This is a genomic window from Haloferula sp. BvORR071 (genome assembly GCF_000739615.1).
GTDB lineage: Bacteria > Verrucomicrobiota > Verrucomicrobiia > Verrucomicrobiales > Akkermansiaceae > Haloferula.
The window spans coordinates 160,856-178,210 of record NZ_BATP01000047.1; the positions used below are offsets into that span (position 1 = coordinate 160,856).

The following is a 17,355-nucleotide window of genomic DNA, read 5'->3' on the forward strand; positions in this document are numbered from 1 at the left end:
ACCCCATGCGATCCCCGTCATCCTTGCGACTGTCCTCCCGAGCAGCCGGCACCGCCCTTTTCATCCTGGGCGAGATCAGCTTGATCGTGGCCCAACAGGCGCATGCCGGGGATATCCTGCGTGGCGGTCGCCCGACTGGCGCGCCTGCCGGTGCGACCAATCCGGTGGGCACCACGCCACCACCGGTGGTGCCGACCGGTGGCACCACACGCGACTCGCTGGCGCGCACCGCGATGGCGATCCAGTCGGCGCAGGCGATGCAGCTTGCCGCGCGCAATCTCGCCAACGGCAACCACGCGAATACCAATCCATCCGGTGGCGGCTCCGTGCTTCCCGATGTGCCGGATGGCCTCGGCACCGGCGGCCTGAAGGTGGACCCGCGGGTCACCGCCGCGAACTCGGCTTTCTGGAAAGGGGCGGAGCTTCCGACGCAGACCACGAATACGGGTGGAGCCGTCAATGTCACCATCAAGCAGACTGCCCAGCAGGCGCTGCTGAACTGGGAGACCTTTAACGTCGGTAAGAACACCACGCTGACCTTCGACCAAAGCGCTGGTGGCTCGAACGTCGGCCAATGGATCGCCTTTAACCAGGTCAATGATCCGCTGGCCAATCCCACGCAGATCCTCGGCAGGATCGAGGCCCCGGGGCAGGTCTACATTCTCAACCGCAACGGGATCGTCTTCGGCGGGAGTTCGCAGGTGAACGTCCACACGCTGGTGGCCTCGGCCCTGCCGATCAATACGAACCTGATCGATCGCGGCCTGCTCAGCAATCCGGACCAGCAGTTCCTCTTCTCCGCGCTGTCGATGCCCGCGGGTGACGATGGCATGCCCGCCTTCGATCCGGGTCTGCCGGCGAATACCCGCGTGGGCGATGTGATCGTGGAGGCCGGCGCCCGGCTCACCGCGCCGAGCACCGCTGCCAAGGTCGGCGGGCGCATCGCGCTCGTCGGTGCAAATGTGGTGAACAACGGCACGATCAGCAGCGCCGATGGCCAGACGATTCTCGCCGCAGGCCTGCAGGTCGGCTTCGATGCTCATGCCAGCTCGGATCCTTCGCTGCGTGGCCTGGATACTTACGTCGGTGCGGTGGTTGATCCCGCTTCGGTCCTCACCGCTTACGCGGGCACGGTAACGAACAACGGCATCATCGATGCCGCGCGTGCCAACGTCACCATGACCGGCAAGACGGTCAAGCAGATGGGCGTGATCAACAGCAGCACCTCGGTGTCGCTGAATGGTCGCATCGACCTGCGCGCGGAATATGGAGCGGTGGGCAATATCGCCTACGATGCCGCAAACCCCTCGAAGGGCCCGATTTTCCTGACCCGCTACACCGGCAATGTGACGCTCGGTGATGGCAGCGTGACCCAGATCCTGCCGGAGCTGGCGAGCGCCGAAACGGTGATCGGCAGCAGCCTGGCGCTAAAGTCGCAGGTCAATATCCTCGGCCAGAACGTCCATTTCGATGACGACTCCCTGCTGGTAGCCACCAGCGGCGATGTGAAGGTGGATGCGGGCACATGGTTCGTGCAACCGGCGACGCAGGCTTCTGGTATCTCGACCCATCGCTTCGTCCACGACAGCGGCCGGATCGATCTCGACAAGGGCGCGACGATCGATGTCTCCGGCGCGAAGGGTGTCACCGCGGCGGCTTCGTCGAACATTGTCCGCGTCGAGCTGCGCGGCACTGAGTTGGCGGACTCGCCACTGCTGCGCGATGGCCCGCTTCGCGGCCAGACCATCTACGTCGATATCACCCAGACCGGCACCTACAATGGCGAGACCTGGATCGGCACGCCGCTGGCGGATGTCTCCGGCTATGCGAATTTGGTGCAGCGCACGGTGGGGCAACTCACCACTGCGGGCGGCACGGTGAAGCTGAATGCCGGTGGCGGCGTGACCATGAACAAGGACGCCGTGATCGATGTGTCCGGCGGCTGGGTGAACTACGCCGCGGGCATGGTCCAGACGACCCGCCTGGTGGCGGATGGCAAGATAATCGACTTGGCGAATGCCACCCCCGACCGCGCCTACGACGGCGTGTATGGCGGTGGGAATACGGTGGTGGATGGCAAGTGGAACGTCACACAGAACTACACCAATCCGATCCCGCTGAATGGCTCCCGTTATCAGGAAGCCTACACCCAGGGTGGAAATGGCGGCAGTCTGGATATCACCGCGCCCTCGATGGCGCTGGATGGCAAGCTCGCCGGTTCCGTCTATGCGGGTGCCCGCCAACGCACGAACTTGCCGACTGCCTCGCAGCTCAGCCTGAATTTCACCGCCGAGCGCCTGGTCGGTGCGAATATCACTCAGTATTCGCCGCACGCCCCGCTGATCCGCTTCTCGGACACCGCCAGTGCGACGCAAATACTGGACACGCAGTATGGCGCGGACGGCAATCCGGTCGCCCTGCCCACCGAGCGGGTAGGGGAGGTGGTGCTGCGCGGCGATGTGCTTTCCGCCGGTGGCTTCGGTTCGCTCTCGATCGTGAACTCGGACGGCAATGTCGTCGTCGAGAAAGGAGTCTCCCTGAATGCCGCGCCGAAGGGCTCGATCAGCATCGATGCCGCGAACATCGATATTGCCGGCTCGCTCAGTGCGGCGGGTGGCTCGCTGTCCTTCACCACGCGCAATATCTCGCCCTACCTCGCTTTGGGCTCGACCCTGCCGGATGCCGATCCGGCCCGCGGGCATTTCAATCTGGCTGCGGGCGCGTCGCTCAGCACCGCCGGTTACATCGTGGATGATCGTCCGCTCTCCGCCGGTGCGCTGACCAGCCCGCTGGTGACGGCCGCTGGCAATATCAGCATCAAGTCCCTGTCCGCGGATCTTGCCGCGGGCTCGACGATCGATGTCTCGGGCGGCCTGCGGGTCAGCGAGCGCGGTGCCATCAGCTACGGGAATGCGGGCAAGCTTTCGATCCTCGCGGGCAATGATTCCACCGTGCCTTCCCTGGTCGGTGGCAATCTGGTGCTCGGCTCCACCTTGAAGGGCTACTCCGGTGCGAAGGGCGGCACGCTTGCGCTCCAGGCCCAGGCGGTGCAGGTCGGCGGTAGCAGCAGCGATCCACGTGTGCTGCTGCTCGGCCAGGAATTCTTCAATCAGGGTGGCTTCTCGTCCTTCGATATCAGCGGCATCGGCCGCACCGATCTCGCCGCGGTGCACATCACCTCGGGCACGTCTGTGGCTCCGGTGGTCTCCAGCTTGCTGGCGAATCTGACTGGCGACTCGCTGAGCGTGGACACCATCGTCCGACCGGAAGGTTTGCGGAGCCCGGTGAGCCTGTCCTTCACCGGCACGGGCCTGCGTGGTCCCGCGCCGACCAGCGTCTTCATGAACCGCGGCGACGTGGTGGTGGATGCCGGGGCGCAGCTCAATGCCGGCCCTGCCGGGAGCATCACGCTGAAAGGTGACACCGTGAGCGTGCAGGGTACCCTGCGCAGCGCCGGGGGAAATATCACGATCGCCGGCGGCAAGCGCCTGGCCGGTCCGGAGGAAGGCCAGAACGCCGCCAGCACCGTGTGGATCGGCTCCAGCGCGGTGATCGATGCCTCCGGTACGACACTTCTCATACCCGACGCCTTCGGGAACCGCCGCGGTGCGGTGCTGGACGGCGGGAATATCAGCGTCTCCGGCAATATCCTCGCCGCGGCGGGTGCGGTGCTGGATGTCTCCGGTACCAAGGGCGTGCTCGACCTGGTGGCCGGTGAATCCGGCAAGTCGCTGGCGGATCTGCAAAGCGGTGCCAGCGGTACCACCACCGCGCCTTACTCGCGCAAGGTTCGCCCTGTGGAGGTCGCCAGCGATGGCGGCACGATCAAGCTCGCGGGCGCGGAGATGCTCTTCACCGATGCCACGCTGCGCGGCGCGGCGGGCGGCAGCACTGCCACGGGGGGCACGCTCCAGGTTTCTTCCAGCCGCTTCTATGTGGGCGGCGCTCCGGTCTCGCCCTTTGATACGACTCTTTACGTCACCGGCTCCGGCACGGTGATCCCGACCGGCCTCAGCGGCATTGGCGCGATCCCGGGCACGGATACTTCCGGGATCACCGGTGGCGGTCGTTTCTCGACCGATGACTTCATGCGCGGCGGCTTCGCCAACCTAGATCTGTTGGGCAACGTCACTTTCAGTGGCCCGGTATCGGTTCAGGCTCCCGGCCGCATCACGGTGGGCACCGGATCGACCCGCGGCAGTGGCGCAAACTTGCATGCCGATGGCGCGGTGAGTCTCACCGCATCCCACGTGGTGCTCGGTTCGAACTTCCAAGTGCCGATGACTCCCGCGGAGCTGGAGGCCTTCCGCTTCGCCGATAGCGCGGAGACCCCGGTCACTCTGGCACCGAGCTATGGCACCGGCACGCTCGACGTTTCCGCTGGCCTGATCGACGTCGGCTATCTGGCCTTGGGGGGAATCGGCAAGGCGGGCCTCACCGCCACGAATGGCGATATCCGCGGCAGCGGCGCGCTGGAAATTGCCGGTGATCTCACGCTCACCGCTGGACAGATCTACCCGCCCACCGGGCTGAATTTCACGCTAGCCGCTTTCGACTACTCGGCGGGTGGCACGAATCACCAGGGCTCCATCACGATCGCGGGCTCCGGCAAGCGCAGCCTGCCGCTCTCCGCCGGTGGCTCGCTTTCGGTCTATGCATCGGTGATTCACCAGAATGGCGTGCTGCGCGCGCCCTTCGGCACCATCCGCCTCGGCTGGGATGGCACGGGCACCGCTCCGGCCAATGTTCTGACGGGCGGCAACTTCGCGCAAAGCAGCGAGGTCGTGCTTGGCTCGAAGAGTGTGACCTCCGTGTCCGCCATCGATCCGATCACCGGCAAGGGCATCACGATTCCCTACGGCTACAGCACGGATGGCAGCACCTGGCTCGATCCCTCCGGCACGGATATCACCAGCTCCGGCCTGCCGCAGAAATCGCTGCAGGTGGCCGGTGCATCGGTGATCACGGAGAACGGCACGGTGATTGATGTCCGCGGTGGCGGTGATCTCATGGCCTATCGCTGGATCAGCGGCCTGGGGGGAACCAATGATATCCTCGCTTCGAGTGGAGCCTTTGCAGTTGTGCCGGGCTATGGCTCGGAGTTCGCGCCCTATGCGCCCTTCGGAGTTTCTGCCGGGACTACGGGCTATGTGAATTCCACGCTCCAAGTCGGCGACCAGGTGCGCCTCGATGGCGGTGGTGGTCTGGCCGCAGGGGTCTACACCCTCTTGCCCGCGCGCTATGCGCTGTTGCCGGGTGCCTATCTGGTGACGCCGCTTTCCGGCAGCGCCATCGGCCGCGTCTCCCGTCCGGACGGTTCCTCCGTCGTTGGGGGCTACCGCTTCAATGGCATGCAGGCGGGCTACGAGGTCCCGCAGCTTGCCACCCGCTTTGAAGTGGCCTCGCCCGCGACGATTGCCAAGCGGGCGGAATACACCCGCCTCTCCGCGAATACCTTCTTCGCTGGCAAGGGCAGCCTGCGCCTGCCGGGCGATGCCGGTCAGCTGGTGCTGGCCGCCACCCGCCAGATGGCGCTCTCCGGCAGTGTGACCTCCTCCGGCGATGCCAACTTCCGCGGCGGCCTGGTCGACATCAGCAGCGCTAGCGACATCTTCATCAACGACGGCAGCTCGGCCGGTCCGGCCGATGCGCTGGTGCTGGACTCCAGCCTCTTGACCAGCTTCGGCGCGGCCAGCCTCCTGATCGGCGGCACCCGCACGACGACTGCGGATGGCAGTGTGGTTGCGGTGAGCACCGGTCACGTCACGCTCGACAATGGCAGCGATACTTTGTCCGGCCGCGAAATCATCCTCGTTGCGAAGAGCAGCGTCACTCTCGCCAACGGTGCCACGCTTGAGCAGACGGGCGCTTCCGCCAGCGGCGGCGATGCACTGATCATCGGCACCGATGCCACCGCGGGCAGTGGTAATGGCGCGCTGGTCCGCGTGACTGCCAATACCGGCTCCGGCCTGATCCGCCACGGCGTCACGCCGGGTGACAGCGTCTCGCTTTCGCTTGGTGCCGGTGCTTCGGTGAAGGGTGCCTCCGTGACCCTTGACTCGACTGGCTCGACCTTGCTCGATCCCACCGCGGTCCTGCGGGCGGACGCGCTTTCGCTCTCCAGCGGCCACGTCAGCCTGGGTCTCGATCCGGCCGTGGTTCCCGGCCCGAATGCCGGTCTGCTGCTGACCAATGCGGCCTTGCAGTCCTTCGCCGCGGCCTCGGACTTCTCGCTCGCGAGCTACTCGTCCATCGACCTGCTTGGTGCGGGCACGCTCGGCGGAGTGGATGGTGCCGGCAAGCCGCTGATCGATTCGCTCACCCTGCGCGCGGCGGAGATCCGCGGCGTGGGTGTCGGCACTGGCAGCGTCACGGTGAATGCCGGGCGTGTGCTGCTTGGCGGCCAAGCCGGTGCCACCCTGGTGAATCCCGCTCCGGCCGATGCCGGCTCGCTGAAGTTCCAGGCTGATACCATTCAGCTCGGTTCCGGCAATCTGGCGATCCGCGGCTTTGCTGACACCACGCTGGAAGCCGCCAAGAGCGTGCAGGCGGTAGCCAATGGCAACCTCAGCACGACCGGCAAGCTGACGCTCGAAACACCGCTGGTGATGGCGTCGAATGCCGTGAAGTATGGCGTGACTGCCAACGGCGCGCTCTCTCTGACGGGCAATGGCAGCTCCACCGGGGCGGTCAGCGGCGCGGGCCTCGGTTCCTCGCTCAGCTTCACCGGTGCCAGCGTGAATGTCGGCACCCGGATCGCCCTCCCCAGTGGCGAGGTGGTCCTGCGCGCGACCAGCGGCGATCTCACGGTCAACTCTTCCATTGAGACGGCAGGCCTGGCTCGGCGCTTCCGCGATCAGATGCGCTACAGCAACGGCGGCCGTATCTCGCTGACCTCGGACCACGGCAATGTGACTCTCGGCAGCAGCGGCGTGCTCGACGTCTCCGCGCCAAGCGGTGGCGGTGGCGGTGATGCCGGGGAACTCAGCGTCTCGGCGGTGAGCGGATCGATCGCCCTCAACGGCACGCTCAAGGCGGGCCACGCTCCGACCGAAAGCGGTGGCAGCTTCAACCTCGATGCCGGCTCGCTCGCCTCCACCGCTGCGCTGGATGCGAAGCTTAATGCCGCATCCTTCGATCTCGCGCGTTCCTACCGCGTTCGCAGTGGTGATGTCGCGCTCGATGGCGTGGCGAATGCCCACAGCTACAGCCTCTCCGCGGATGCCGGTTCGATCCTGGTCACTGGCACCATCAATGCTTCCGGCGAAACCGGTGGAGCGGTGCGCCTGGTGGCGGCACGTAACCTCACGCTGGCCTCCGGCGCGAAGCTCAATGCCTCCGGCCAGGACTTCGACTCGGCGGGCAAGGGCGGCTCGGTCGCACTGGAAACCCGCGGGGTCTCCGGTGGTCAGCTCCAGCTTGAGCAAGGCTCGATCATCGACCTGAGCGTGGCCTCCTCTCAAGGCTCTGCCTTGGATGCCGCGAAGGGGCACTACAGCGGCGTGCTGAATCTACGCGCCCCGCGCCTCGGCAATGCGGACCTCGCGATCGGCAGCCTTGCTTCCACCATCAATGGCGCCTCGCACATCATCGCGGAAGGCTACGCCACCTACGATCTCACCGGCAGCGGTACCATCACCAGCACCGTGCAGAACACGGTCAAGACGGAGGCCGCCGCCTTCATCGATCATGCCGGTAGCATCGAGGACCGCATCCTCGCCGGTAACACGGCCTTGGGCTCCCTCCTCACCGTGCGCCCGGGCGCCGAGATCATTAATACCACCGGTGACCTGACCTTGGGCGGTTCCACCACCAGCTCGAATGCCGGCGACTGGAACCTAGCCAGCTTCCGCTTCGGAGCGGAGCAAGTGCCGGGTATCCTCACCCTGCGCGCCGCGGGGAATCTGGTCTTTTACAATACCCTCAGCGACGGCTTCACCAGCCCCACCTACACCTCCGGCCTGCTCGACCGCAACGAGCTGCTCGGCGACAACGTGCAGGCATGGTCCTACCGTCTGGTCGCTGGCGCAGACTTCTCGGCTTCCGATGTCCGTCGCGTGAACGAAGTCCGCATGGCGGACGATAGCGCGATCGGCAGTGCTCCCGGCTCGATCAAGCTCGGCAAGAACGGCTTCGCCGCGACCACCACCGGCGGCAACAACGCGCTGACCTCCGCTCTGCTCAGCGCCACCTCCTCCACCGGCCTCTATCAGGTCATCCGCACCGGCGGTGGCGATATCGATGTGGTCGCGGGCGGCGACGTCCAACTGCTCAACCAGTTCGCCACCATCTACACCGCTGGCACCAAGGTGGCCGATCCGCTGATGGGCGGCACTTTCGACACGCCCACTCCTTCGATCACCAATTCGCAGTCCGGCTCGCTCGGCATCCCGCAGCAGCCGACACCCGCACCGGTGCAATACAGCTCCGGCGGCGGCAATGTCAGCATCTCCGCGGGCAACGACATCATCCACCTGACCCGCAACAGCGCGAACCAGCTCATCGCCGACTCCGAGCGCCAGCTGCCGAACAACTGGCTCTACCGCCGCTCCGCGGTCGATCCGGCCACCGGCGAGTTCGCCACCGCCTTCTTCCTCGATAAGGCTTCCACCACCTGGTGGGTCGACTTCACCAACTTCTTCGAAGGCGTCGGCGCCCTGGGCGGCGGCAATGTCCTGCTCGATGCCGGCCGCGACGTGACCAACGTCGATGCCGCCGCGCCGACCAATGCGCGCATGCCGAAGGGCCGTCCGGATGCCTCCAAGCTAATCGAACTCGGCGGCGGCGATGTGACGGTCAGCTCCGGCCGCAATATCGATGGCGGCGTCTATTACGTCGAACGCGGCCACGGCTCGCTCAATGCTGGCGGCTCGATCACCACGAATGCGACACGCTCGCCCACGCTGACGATCCTGCGCACGCCGAACGTAGTGGCGGATTCCGCCACCTGGCTGCCGACCACCTTGTTCCTTGGCAAGGGCGACTTCGATGTGCAGGCCGCCGGCGATGTCCTGTTAGGCCCGGTGGCGAATCCCTTTCTGCTGCCCCAGGGCTACAACAACTCGATGTGGTACAAGACCTGGTTCTCCACCTACGGCCCGGACAGCGCCCTCAGCGTGTCCTCGCTCGGCGGATCGGTGAACATGCGCGACTCGATCGCCTACGCGCCGGGTGCCACGCAGACGAACTACCCGTCGAACTCCGCGCTGCACGTGTGGATCACCACCCAGCAACTGCTGAGCTCGAGCTCCTCCTCCTTCCTGCAGCCTTGGCTGCGCCTCACCGAGAGCAGCGTGGCTCCCTTCGCCACGAATTTCAGCCTGCGTCCGGCTCACATGGATCTGGTGTCCTTCACCGGGGATGTGAACATGCATGGCAATATCACCCTCTCGCCGGCACCGCGCGGTGGCCTTTCGGTCTTGGCCGCGGGATCCGTACAAGGCTTCACGATCGCCGGCCGCAGCCAGCTCGGCGGCACCGGCCCACTGGTGAATATCTGGGATGACAGCCGCATCAATGTCTCGGACGCCGATCCAGCCTCCGTCCCCGGCATCGTCAATCCGCTGGCGAACCAGACCCTCTTCGGCTTCACCTCCGGCACCACCCGCGTCACCCAGACGAGCACCTTCCTCACGCTCGACCGCCTCTTCACGGAGACCGGTTCCACGAATGGCACGCTGTCGGAGAAGCAATTCCTGCACGCCCCCGGCCTGCTTCACGCCGGTGATACGGACCCCGTCCGCATCTACGCAGAGACGGGAGACATCCACGGCCTCACGCTCTATTCGCCCAAGAGCGTTAGCATCCTCGCCGGAAACGACATCCGCGACGTGTCCTTCTACGTGCAGCAGCTCGGTGCGAAGGACACCAGTGTGATCGCCGCGGGCCGCGACATCATCCTCTACGATAGCACCTCGCCCGCCCGCAGCGTGGCGGCTTCCGCGGGCAATATCGTCTCGCTAGGCTCGGCCCCGCAGGCAGGCGACATCCAGGTCTCCGGCCCGGGCTCAATTCAGATTCTGGCCGGCCGTAATCTCGACCTCGGCATCGGCGGCAATAACGCCGACGGCACCGGCACCGGCATCACCAGCATCGGCAATGGCCGCAATCCGGCACTGCCCTTCGATGGCGCGGAGATCCTGGCTGCCGCGGGCATCGGCGTGGCTTCCTCGCTTGATGACTCGAAGGCCGACTTCCCTGCCTTCATTGCCAAGTATGTGAAGAGCGACGGCGGCACCGACCACCTCAAGGAGCTCGATATCACCCAAGCGGAGTTCGACGCGCTGAGCGACGAAGAACAGGCCCAGGTGGCCCTCAAGATCTTCTTCTTCGTCCTGCGCGATGCCGGCCGCAATCACAACGATCCGGATAGCCCGGGCTTCGGCAACTACGATGCCGGCAAGGACGCGGTGGCCACGCTCTTCCCCGGCACGGACTGGAGCGGTAACATCGATACCCACTCGCGCGACATCCGCACCCGCAATGGCGGCGGTATCTCGCTGCTGCTGCCAGGCGGCTCGCTCACCCTGGCCACCACCCAGCAGTCGAATATCCTGGCACCTCCGGGCATCATCACGGAGTCCGGCGGCGCGATCAATGTCTTCACCGACAAGAACGTCGACCTCGGCATCTCGCGTATCTTCACGCTGCGCGGCGGGGATGAAATCATCTGGTCCACCCGCGGCAATATCGCCGCTGGTTCGTCTTCCAAGACGGTCCAATCCGCCCCGCCGACCCGCGTGCTGATCGACCCGCAGAGCGCCGATGTCCGCACCGACCTTGCAGGTCTTGCCACCGGTGGTGGTATCGGCGTGCTCACCACGGTCGCCGGTGTGGATCCGGCCGATGTCGATCTCGTCGCTCCGGAAGGAACCATCGATGCAGGCGATGCCGGTATTCGCGTCTCGGGCAACCTGAACATTGCCGCCGCCGTGGTGGTGAATGCCTCGAACATCTCCGTGGGTGGCAGCGCCGCCGGTGCCGCACCCAGCGGCGTCGCCGCGCCCTCCGTGGCCAGTATCACCTCCGCCTCGAATACCTCCGCCGCCACGACTGCCGCCACCAACAGCAATCAGGGTGCCGCGGAGAAGGCAGCCACCGGTGAGCAGGCCGTCGAGTCCCCGTCTCTCATCACTGCGGAAGTCATCGGCTACGGTGGCGCCACCGACGAGGAGGACAAAGATAAAGACAAGGATAAGGACAAAGCGCAGCAGGAAGGGGAGGGGACTGCTCCGACCCAATAAGAGGGCGGCCCGGCTTCAAGGGTAGGTAGTCCCGCCTTCAGGCGGACGAAGCAGTTCTTGCAGCGGATCCACACGCAAGGCCCTCGGGAAATTTGGGTCGTCAGGGCAGCTCCGTCCGCTTCAAGGCCAATGCAGTTGAGGACCCGCATTCTTCTATCCATGCGTGCACCCCGATGACCGCCGCAGGCTTTCGGACTGCTGGGGTCATCCCCAGCTTTCGAGTGCATCTTGCGGCTCGCTCGCTCGATGGGAATGAAGCGGCCCATGCGCGCCGCCAGCGCCGGGCCTCTCGCGGGCTCTCCGCCGCAAGGTCATCGCGAAGCCACCCTGCCTGCTGGCCCGCGTCGCCCGCTCGCAAAGCCGTCCCTTCAAGAAGCACCACTCCCGGTGAGTCCTTTTCGCCTCTGGCTGCGTCTCATGTGACGTTTTTGAAACCTGTCGCCCCGCTCCGGTCACTCGTTTGTGACGGAGGCGTCACCTTGGTCTGAATCCGTCACGGTATAACTACTACGTGACTAATAGTAGTTCCGTAAACATTCGTGTCGTTTTTGAAACCTGATTCCTAACTGCGGCGCTCCCCGTGTGACGAATGCGTCAGAATGTACCCCTTCCAAGCCCGCGAATCGCGTTCCAAAGGTGATGGCGAATCCCGCCACCGCACTCTCCATGATACCCATGACCCGCACCTTCCCCTCATTGCTAGCCGCCCTTGGCGCATTCCTTCCCGCAGCTCTTTTTGCTGCGGCTCCGACCTACACCACCGGTGATTTGTTCATGGGCTTCCGGGCCACCGAACAGCCGGGTGATACCAGCGTGCTGCTGGTGAATATCGGTTCCGCCGCCGCCTTCCGCGATGCCACCAGCCCGATCACGCTGACTGCCATCGGCGACATCGGTGAAGATCTCAAGGCACTCTACGGTGCAAACTGGCGCAGCCGCACTGACCTCCAGTGGGGTGTCGCCGGCACGCCGTCCAACAACGCGGACGTCAATGGCGACACGGTCCCGACCCTCTACGCTTCGCGCCAGCAGACCGCTCCCGGCGTTCCCGGAACCGGCTGGCAGGTGTCCGGTTCGTCCACCCGTCTGACCGTGGCCACCACGATGACCAACCTTCAGGACGGTTTCAAAACCTACTCGGCCACCACCGCCAATAGCACCAAGGCGATTATCCAAGGCACCACCGATGGTGCTTCTTGGCGCCAGTTCATGGCTCCAGATGGCTCGGGCACCTACACCACCGGTGGCAAGGACTTCGGCGCCTTCGCGAACATTGAAGGCTCCAGCGCTGTCGTCGGCTCCGAAGGTTTGGCCAATGTCACCCTCAGCCTCTTCCGCGTGACCGGCAGCGCCGCTGGTTCCTTTGAAGGCACCTTCTCGATCGATGCCGCCGGCACCGTGACCTTCACCCCGCCTGCCGCAGCGGGCACCACCTACGCCACCTGGGCTGCGACCAATGCCGGCGGCCAGGCCCACAACCTCGACTTCGATAACGATGGCGTGGACAACGGCATCGAGTTCTTCATGGGCCAGAATGGTTCCACCTTCACCGCCAATCCGCCCATGATCGGTGGTAGCGTGACCTGGCCGCGCGCCAGCGACCGCACTGTATCCAGCTTCGGAGTGGAGGTCTCCACCGATCTGGTGAGCTGGGGCCCCGCTACTCCCGCGAACGTCGTGATCACCCCGACATCGGTGACCTATACGCCGCCCACTGGCCAAGCGCGCCACTTCCTCCGTCTCCGCGTCACTCCCTGACAAGACGTTCTAGCGGCCTGCATGCCGCGTGGCGATTCTGTCGCCCACTTCCCCTTGGGGGACATGCAGCCGCAGCTTTGATGGTTCCGGTTAGTCTCGGTTCACCTCCCACAATCAGGTCGGCGTGACCGTGATGCTGCCACCGAACCATATCACATGAAATCCATGCGAAACTACTCCCTCCTCGCCCTTGCCGCTGGCCTCTTGGGCATGGCCTCGGCGAATGCCGCCGTGACCTATGCCGCGGGCGATCTGATCATGAGCTTCCGCGCTACCACCACCGGTAGCCAGGGCTTCGGCACCACCTACGTGGTGAATGTCGGCCAAGCTTCTGCCTTCCGCGATGCCAGCGTTTCCGGCGACTTGAATCTTGGCAATATCTCGGCGGACCTTTCGTCGCTCTTCGGAGCCGGCTGGGCCGCCCGCACCGACATCCTCTGGGGTGTCGCCGGCACGCCTTCCAACTCGATCACCGTCGCCGGTGACGATGCGGGAACGCTCTATGCCTCCCGCCCGCAAAACACTCCGGGCGTCCCCGGCACCGGTTGGGTTGTCGCCGGTTCCTCCGCCCGCCTGACGGTCTCCACCAACATGTCCACCGCCCAGGACATGTTCAAGACCATGGATCCCACCGCGAATAGCGCGCGTGCCGCATTCATGGGTGAAGGCCTCGCCAACGACTGGCGCGAGTTCCTCGCCACTGGCGGTAATCCGGCCTACACGTCCGGCAGCCAGGACTTCGGCGCCTTCTCTAACATCGAAGGCACGCTCGATCAGCGTCTCAGCCTGTTCCGCGTGAATAGCGGTTCCGCTGGCAGCTACGAAGGTTCCTTCACCATCAGTCCTACCGGCGTGGTGAACTTCGTTCCCGAGCCCTCCACCGCCATCCTCGGTGCCCTCGGCACCAGCCTGCTTGCCTTCCGTCGCCGCCGCCGCGGTGCCTGATCCGCAGACCCCGACCCTGACTACGACCCAGCTACTACCAAGTTCCACAATCTACCAAACCGACTCATGACCATCCGTAACACCATCGCCGCCGCGGCCCTCGGCCTTGCTCTGGCCTCCACCTCCCAAGCCGATACCATCTACGTGGCCGGCTCCACCGCGTTCCGCACCGCTTTCCACGATGCCGTCTTCTCGCTCATGACGGCCGGTGGTAACAAGTGCAACGTGTGCTACGCCACCCCCGGCACGGAAGGCATGCGCGATGCATCCAAGACCGTGTTCAGCGGCAAGATCAACGGCGTGGACACCGTCATCAAGTGCGCTTGGTCCGGTTCCGTCGGCGGTATCTCCGGCCTGACTGCCCCGGCTTCGGTCAACAACACCTTCCTGCCCGGCGCTACCCTCACTGAGGTGACCCGCACCGGCATCTACCCTGCCTACAGCTACACGGGTGCCACCGCCAGCGCGGAAACCGCCGCCGCCCACGCCGCGGACCTCGGCATGTCCGACGTGTTCCAGAACTCGACCACCTTCACCACCCCGGTGCTCGACTATGATCGCCGCGTGGCCGTGATCCCCTTCCTCTTCGTCGCTTCCGATAACTCGGAGACCGCCGGTGTCAATCACGTCGGCTTCGACAACATCACTCCGCTGCAGGCCCAGCTCCTCTGGGGTGCCGGTCGCGTCTCGCTTTCGCTCTTCACGGGCGACAAGGCTGACAACAAGCCGACTCCTCCAGCCGCTGCCAACCCTGGCAAGGAAGTCTTCGCCTTCGGCCGCAACAATGACTCGGGCACCCGCCTGACCATGCTTGCCGAAATGGGCAAGGGCGCCACTGCCAACGTGCTCCAATACAGCTACACCCCGGGCACCAACCTGTTCAGCGCCACCGCCAGCAATGCGGGCACCAGCGCCGTGAACCAAGCAACCTGGCTCTCGGACGATGACTTCGGCCCCACCGTTGGCTACGCCATCGGCATGCTCGGTGTGGCTGACGCTGCCCCGGCGATCGCCAGCGGTGCCCAGGCGCTGAAGTGGAACGGTGTTCCCTACACTGCCGACAACGTCCGTTACGGCAAGTACACCGTGTGGGGCTATGAGCACCTCTTCGTCCGCAACGGCGCCGCGGCCACCGTCACCGACATCGCTGACGCGCTCGCTACTGAAATGACCGAAAATCCGGGCGAAGCCGGCATCAAGCTGGACACCATGAACGTCCAGCGCGGTTCTGAAGGCGGTCTGATCGACCTCAACGACTAATCGGTTTCCCGATCTTATCGGCGGTGCTTCCGGGGTCTCCGGGGGCACCGCCTCTTTATTAAGAGTCATGCGTCACCGGCGGCTGGTTTCCTTGCGGATGCTGCTACCCCTTCTCGGGGTGGGCGGCTTGCTCGCCGTCGCGCTCCGGCCACAGCCCGGCAGCGCATCACCGGGACGCGCCTCGGAAGGGAGGGTTCCCGCTTCCGCCTCATCCCGGGTTTCATCCCGCGAGGATTCATCCGCGGCATCCCATGTGCCGGTGGCTGACCCTGGAACTACTGCAAATCCCGTAAATCGGGGACAAGTAGGAGGGCCCTTGCCAGCGCCCATGCGGGAAGCGAAGTCGGCCACCCGGGGTGTGGTGGTCTTGCACGAGTCGCCAGGAGCGCACCCATCGGAAAGCCCGGGTCATTTGGTCAACCGTCACGGACCCTCATCCCAAGCTGGGGCAGGCGCGCCGGATGAAGTTCCCAATGACCGCAGCGTCGCCTCAGCCGAAGCTACCGCCGCTCCCGAGCCCCCGGCTCCGGAACTTCCCCCCGTCTATCCCTTGGTCTATCACTTCAGTGACCAGGAGTTGCTGGCCAATTCCCCGCAGGTTCCTGCGGAGGTGATTCAGCGCATTCGCGATGCCTTCGAGAAGGAAGCGGGAGTCGGCGAACTGGAGGAAACCGATCCCGAGTATCAACGGCGCTGGAAGCTCGCCCAGCCCTCCGCAGAGGAGCGCTTCCGCACCCTTTTCGGCTGGCAGGCCTGGTCGGAATTCCTGCGCCGCTCCCAGATCGAAGGGCGCGGCGAGTAGACTGGTAGGTTCTCCCCACCAGTGTGGACTTGCTTTGGCGCCTGCCTCGGCCAGAGTGCCGCTATGTCGGATGCCCCCATGCCCGCGCGCGGCAATCTTGTCGCCGATTGCGTGCGGGTGATGAAGCTGCGCCTCGAGGCCGGCGAATGGGGCGCACGTCTGCCTGGTGAGCGCCGCCTCGCTGAGATCCTGCAAGTCGGCCGCGACACGATCCGCCTGGCGCTCCAGCAACTCGAGCGCGAGGGCGTGCTTGAGCCCGCCGGCACCGGCAGCCGCAGACGCATCACCGGTACGGTTGGCAAGCGTGAGGAAACCGCGGCGCTTCGCATCGGCCTCCTGGTCCACCGCCAGCTTGAGCAATTGCCCCAGCCCACCCTGTTCGAGATCGATGGGATCCGTCGCGTGCTGGGCGACAAGGGCGGCTCGCTGGAAGTCATCTCGCCCGCCTGGTATGAGCAGCGCAATCCGGCCAACCGCTTGGAGACCCTGTTAGAGGAAGTGCCCTGCAGCGCGTGGATCCTGCTCCGCTCCTCGGCGGCGGTGCAGGAGTGGTTCATGCGGCAGCAAGTTCCCTGTCTGCTCCGCGGCTATCCGCACCCGGGTATCGAGCTGCCGCACCTCGATGTCGACTGGCATGCCACCGCCCGCCATGCCGCAGGCTATCTGTGGCGCATGGGCCACCGGCGCGTCGTGGTGCTTTCTCCCGCGGATCCGCTCAAGGGTGTGGAAGCCGCCGTGCGCGGCGTGATGGAGCTCGGCGAGTCCGGCTTCGAAGCCAGCGTGCAAGTCGAGAACGGCACTGCCATTGGCATCGGCCGCGTGCTGGCGCGTGCCTTGCAGACGAAGTCGCCGCCCAGTGCCATCATTGCCACGCGTCCCCGCCAGGCCGCGACCGCGTTGACCTGGCTCGCCAGCCAAGGCATCCGCGTGCCCCAGCATCTCAGCCTCATCACCCTCGCCTGGGAACCCTTCCTCGACTACCTCATACCGGAGATCACCGGCTACCGTGCCGATCCCGCCGCCGTCGCGAAACTCGTCATGCGCCGCCTCGAACGCATCACCGCCGGCGACCGCAACCCCGGCGGCAACTCCTGGATCGAGCCCACCATGGTAAAAGGTGCCTCCGTCGCGAAGATCTAAGGCAGTGATCCTAACAGGCCGTCCCGCTCTTCAGGCGGACGAAGTAAGGGAAGAGCGGTCGTTATCCCCAAGCCCTCGGGTTGATGCGATACTCAGGTGACGCACGGCCCCCTGGGACCGCCGTGGCGCCCGCCCGGCTTGGACGGTCAGGCGAACCCGCCACCAAAGCCACGCCTCACGCACGGCTCTTCCCGGGAGCGCGGAGGC

Annotated in this window: 6 protein-coding genes; all 6 read left to right on the top strand. The window is 65.4% G+C overall.

What is annotated here, in order from left to right:
• Nucleotides 1-5: 5 nt before the first annotated feature.
• The 6 genes from BV071_RS24825 to BV071_RS24850 all read left to right on the top strand — a co-directional run bounded on the left by BV071_RS24825 (nucleotide 6) and on the right by BV071_RS24850 (nucleotide 17,148).
• Nucleotides 6-11,243 (top strand): filamentous haemagglutinin family protein, encoded by an 11,238-nt coding sequence (locus BV071_RS24825; RefSeq protein ID WP_081886221.1) that lies wholly within the window; start codon nucleotides 6-8, stop codon nucleotides 11,241-11,243.
• Between the two features lie 675 nt (nucleotides 11,244-11,918).
• Nucleotides 11,919-13,001, top strand: a complete 1,083-nt coding sequence (locus BV071_RS24830; RefSeq protein WP_035612889.1) for a hypothetical protein — start codon at nucleotides 11,919-11,921, stop codon at nucleotides 12,999-13,001.
• Between the two features lie 156 nt (nucleotides 13,002-13,157).
• On the top strand, nucleotides 13,158-13,946 hold the full coding sequence (locus tag BV071_RS24835; protein ID WP_265594841.1) for a PEP-CTERM sorting domain-containing protein: 789 nt from the start codon (nucleotides 13,158-13,160) through the stop codon (nucleotides 13,944-13,946).
• A 66-nt stretch (nucleotides 13,947-14,012) separates the two neighbouring features.
• Nucleotides 14,013-15,206, top strand: coding sequence for a hypothetical protein (locus BV071_RS24840; RefSeq protein ID WP_035612895.1), 1,194 nt, complete (start codon nucleotides 14,013-14,015; stop codon nucleotides 15,204-15,206).
• A gap of 328 nt (nucleotides 15,207-15,534) precedes the next feature.
• The gene (locus BV071_RS24845; RefSeq protein WP_035612898.1) at nucleotides 15,535-16,008 is read left to right on the top strand and encodes a hypothetical protein; all 474 of its coding nucleotides are present in this window, start codon (nucleotides 15,535-15,537) and stop codon (nucleotides 16,006-16,008) included.
• 78 nt (nucleotides 16,009-16,086) lie between these two features.
• Complete coding sequence (locus BV071_RS24850; RefSeq protein ID WP_265594842.1) at nucleotides 16,087-17,148, top strand: substrate-binding domain-containing protein; 1,062 nt, start codon at nucleotides 16,087-16,089, stop codon at nucleotides 17,146-17,148.
• The last annotated feature ends 207 nt before the right edge of the window (nucleotides 17,149-17,355 follow it).

What these genes read in the sequence shown, in the direction of transcription:
- BV071_RS24825 (WP_081886221.1), top strand. Translation starts at nt 6, where the DNA reads ATGCGATCCCCGTCATCCTTGCGACTGTCCTCCCGAGCAGCCGGCACC.
- BV071_RS24830 (WP_035612889.1), top strand. Translation starts at nt 11,919, where the DNA reads ATGACCCGCACCTTCCCCTCATTGCTAGCCGCCCTTGGCGCATTCCTT.
- BV071_RS24835 (WP_265594841.1), top strand. Translation starts at nt 13,158, where the DNA reads ATGAAATCCATGCGAAACTACTCCCTCCTCGCCCTTGCCGCTGGCCTC.
- BV071_RS24840 (WP_035612895.1), top strand. Translation starts at nt 14,013, where the DNA reads ATGACCATCCGTAACACCATCGCCGCCGCGGCCCTCGGCCTTGCTCTG.
- BV071_RS24845 (WP_035612898.1), top strand. Translation starts at nt 15,535, where the DNA reads ATGCGGGAAGCGAAGTCGGCCACCCGGGGTGTGGTGGTCTTGCACGAG.
- BV071_RS24850 (WP_265594842.1), top strand. Translation starts at nt 16,087, where the DNA reads ATGCCCGCGCGCGGCAATCTTGTCGCCGATTGCGTGCGGGTGATGAAG.